Source organism: Dietzia sp. SLG310A2-38A2 (assembly GCF_014145095.1).
Lineage (GTDB): Bacteria > Actinomycetota > Actinomycetes > Mycobacteriales > Mycobacteriaceae > Dietzia.
This window is the reverse complement of sequence record NZ_JAALDX010000545.1, coordinates 210-3,652: the sequence shown is the minus strand read 5'-3', so window position 1 is coordinate 3,652 and position 3,443 is coordinate 210. Positions and strand designations below refer to the sequence as shown.

Sequence of the window (3,443 nt, the reverse complement as noted above, 5' to 3'; positions counted from 1 at the left end):
TGCGCCCGCCGACGCCGGAGGGGCGGACTTCATCGCCTCGCCCAGGCCCCGCGAGCGCTCGTCGGGATTCCCGTCGCGCACCGTGACCCCGCCCCAGCGGTTGACGGCGCCGAGGTGGGTGACGAGGTCGTGCAGTGTCCACTCCGGGCACGACGGCACAGGGGCAGCCAGGTCGACGGCTGCCGAGTCGCCGCCCCCGGCGAGCGCGAACCGCACCAGACCGACCTGGGCCTCGGTCGCGTCGAGCATCCGCACCCGCGTCAACCGGGCGCTCATACGCGCGTCGCCTCCTCGTTCGACCCGATCGATCCGCTGTCCTCCGTGCCCGCCCTGCGGCGGGTGAAGTCGATCTGCCGTCCCGCGTTGGACACCGCTACCACGGTTCCGGTGCCGAACACCCCGTCGCGGTCGAACAGCGAGGCGCTGCCGACCGCCACGCCGTCATCGCTGAGGTGCTCGTCGGCCTCGATGCCGATGTCGCCCGAACGGGGCAGGCGGGCCAATGCCACGGTGAGGTCGGCGTTGATGAAGCCGATGCCCTCGTCTCCCCAGTGCGACATGAGGCTGGTGGACTCGGCCAGCGTCACGGCCCGCTGGAACGGGGTCGCGTCCTCACCGGCCACCACGTCCAGTGGGTGCAGCCAGAACCGCTTGCGCTGGTCGTTCTGGTGCGCGCCCATGTCGCGACTCCACGCCTCCACCTCGTCGCCGCTGCCGAAGAACACGTTCGACCCCGGCCGGTTCTCGGCCGGGTCCGCCTCCGGCGGGGCCCCGACTCGCCGGCCAGAGCGCCACACGTTGCCGGGCGGCTGCTCTCCGCGGCGCAGCTGCACGAGGGTGCCCCGGGCGACCAGTTTTCCGTCCTGCAGCATCCGGACGTCCGCGACCCTGATGCGGTTGCCGGCGCGGACCTCCTCCGTCACCGCGACCAGCGGTTCGGTGCGGACGGGCGCGAAGAGGTCCACGGTGAGCCGGGCGGGCTGGAAACCCTCCGCCCCGTGCTCGGCCTCGAGCGCACGGGCCGAGGCCACCACGACCGCAGGCCCGTTGACCATGGTCTCCGACCAGGCACTGCGCGCGTATCGGGTGGGGATGTACGCCCCCGACTCGTCGAGGGTGAAGAACGAACGCTCGCTCATGAGGTCAGCCCACCATTCCGTGAGAAGAGGTTGCGGGTCCGGCGGCTGAGGCCGGGCGGGCGCCGCCGGCGGCCCATGACCGCAGGACGGCCGCGAGCTGCGTCTCGAAGTACTGCTCGGCGCTCGGCGACTCCCGCCACACGCTGAGTTCCAACGACACGACACCGTGCAGCGAGGCCCAGATCGCGGTGGCCGCCTCGTGCACGTCCGCGGCCCGGAAGACCCCCTCGTCCACCAACGCGTCGACGATCTCCAGCAGCGGTTCCCGCCACTGCGGGTCTCGGCGGTCGGCCTCGATGCGGGGTGAGCGGACGGGCTCCCCCACCACCAGCGCGTACAGACCCTGGTTGTCCAGCGCCCACCGGCGGTAGGCGCGGCACAGGGAGCGCATGTCGGTCTCGACACTGTCGTGACGCAACGACTCCCGCAGGGCCTCGGCGAGCATCCGATCCGCCTCCTCCGCGACCGCGGCGAGCAGCCCGGACTTGCCCCCGAACATGGTGTAGATGGCCGTGGTGGAGGTGCCCTGCGAGGCGGCCAGCGGGCGCAGTCCGAGCTTCTCCGGCGCCGCGCCCCGGAGCCTGCGCGTGGCCTCCCTCAGGATCCCCAGCCGGAGGGCGTCGTCGTACTGGGCGTGGGGTGGGACGCCGGTGGTGGCGCGGGAGGGGGAACGGGTCACCCGGGCAGGGTACGACGACGACGTGGTCATCTCGTCACAACGCCGTGGCGTGTCCACCGGAACGGTGTCATCTCACCGCAGTCACCCCGATATCCCCGCCGCGGCCCGGCATGCGGAGACGACGTGACAACGGTGTCCCACCTGCCGTGACGGTGTTCTCGAGGCTCTACGCTGAACCGCATGCCCACTCTGAGCCGTCACGAGTCCGTCTTCGTCCTCCGCTTCTCCGAGCCGGAGGATCCCGCCGACGCCCCTGACAACGCCTTCTCCCCGGAGTTCCTGGACTCCCTCGACGCCGCGCTCGCCGAGGTCGAGGCGTCCGAGGGGCCGGCGGCCCTGGTCACGACCGGGGCGGGGAAGTTCTATTCCACCGGTCTCGACCTGTCGGTGGTCGCCTCCGATCCCGCCGGCCTGCCCGCCTACGTCTCGCGGGCCCAGCGGTTGTTCGCCCGCGTCCTGCGGCTCGAGCTGCCGACCGTGGCCGCGGTCAACGGCCACGCCTTCGGCGCCGGGGCCATGCTCGCCCTGTCCCACGACCACCGCGTCATGCGCGCCGACCGCGGATTCTGGAACCTGCCCGAGGCGCAACTGGGGATGCCGTTCCCTCCGGGAATGAACGCCCTCATCACCACCCGGCTCAGTCATTCGGTCGCGAGCACGGCGATGCTCTCCTCGAAGCGGTACCCGGCGGCCGACGCGGTCGAGGCCGGGATCGTCCACGAATCGGCCGAGGCGGACTCGGTACTGGACCGCGCGGTGGCCGTGGCGGCGGAAATGGCTTCGCTCCGCGGCGCCAACTACGCCGGAATCCGCGCAGGACTCGTGGCCGGCGTCCTCCCGCATCTGGATGAGCCGATCACGCAGCTCTGACGAAGTCCCACGACTCTGCGCTCGGGCTCGTGGCGGACACGCGAACTCGTCCGGCGGACAATTCGCGCGGCTTCACCGCCCGATTTCGCGACTCCCGTCCGCCAACCGGGTGAGGGTTGTCCGCCGACCAGTGCTGCATACGAATAGACGGAAGGGCCCGCACCCCGTCCCCGGGGATGCGGGCCCTCGCTTCTGCGATCAGTTGGCGGCGGCGTAGGCCTCCATCACGTCGGCCGGGATGCGGCCGCGATCGGAGACGTCGAAGCCGTTTTCCCGCGCCCATTCCCGAATGGCCTTGGTATCGCCCGAGCCGGACTTGGCGGCGGCCTTACGCGCCGGCTTGCTCTTGCCACCTGTCACCCGGTGACCGGCATCGATGTAGGGGGCCATGACCTCGCGGAACGCCTCTGCATTCTCGTCACTGAGGTCGATGGAGTATTCCTTGCCTTCGAACGCGAACGAGATGGAATTGGCCTCTTCGCCCAGTTCCGTTCCGTCGATGTCGTCGATGTACCTGACCTGGAATTGCTGAGCCATTGTTTCTCCCTAGCTAGTCGCGACCACTACTGCCCAACAGTATGCACCAGCATTGGCAAATTATGCCTGGTCACATTTGACGGCCATTCTAGATAATGATCCGGGCTTTAGCGATTCGAGAACAGCCGGGCCGGTCAGCGGATTAATCCCGCCGAATTCTCCAGGTATAGACGGACGATCAGATCGATTATCTCCGGGTTCGCGCCGAGCGGCGGGGA

Annotated in this window: 5 protein-coding genes and 1 pseudogene; 1 reads left to right on the top strand and 5 read right to left on the bottom strand. The window is 69.8% G+C overall.

Translation table 11 applies throughout. The annotated features are described in order from the left end of the window. The 3 genes from G6027_RS17680 to G6027_RS17670 all read right to left on the bottom strand — a co-directional run. Nucleotides 1–276: maleylpyruvate isomerase N-terminal domain-containing protein (locus G6027_RS17680; protein ID WP_241727256.1), on the bottom strand; the 276-nt coding region annotated here is incomplete at its 3' end. After that, the gene (locus G6027_RS17675) at nt 273–1,139 is read right to left on the bottom strand and encodes an acyl-CoA thioesterase domain-containing protein (RefSeq protein WP_182638282.1); all 867 of its coding nucleotides are present in this window, start codon (nt 1,137–1,139) and stop codon (nt 273–275) included. The genes G6027_RS17680 and G6027_RS17675, both read right to left, overlap by 4 nt. 4 nt (nt 1,140–1,143) lie before the next feature. After that, a complete protein-coding gene (locus G6027_RS17670; RefSeq protein ID WP_346995791.1) occupies nt 1,144–1,818 on the bottom strand; it encodes a TetR-like C-terminal domain-containing protein in 675 nt (224 codons plus the stop codon). A gap of 180 nt (nt 1,819–1,998) precedes the next feature. On the opposite strand from G6027_RS17670, the gene G6027_RS17665 reads away from it, so the two are divergent. Next, nucleotides 1,999–2,688 (top strand): enoyl-CoA hydratase/isomerase family protein, encoded by a 690-nt coding sequence (locus G6027_RS17665; protein WP_182638280.1) that lies wholly within the window; start codon nt 1,999–2,001, stop codon nt 2,686–2,688. A 198-nt stretch (nt 2,689–2,886) separates the two neighbouring features. On the opposite strand, the gene G6027_RS17660 is transcribed toward G6027_RS17665, so the two are convergent. Both G6027_RS17660 and G6027_RS19380 read right to left on the bottom strand, forming a co-directional pair. After that, complete coding sequence (locus G6027_RS17660; protein WP_182638279.1) at nt 2,887–3,225, bottom strand: Lsr2 family protein; 339 nt, start codon at nt 3,223–3,225, stop codon at nt 2,887–2,889. 134 nt (nt 3,226–3,359) lie between these two features. Next, a pseudogene (locus G6027_RS19380) lies at nt 3,360–3,443 on the bottom strand (cobalamin biosynthesis protein); the annotation flags it as partial.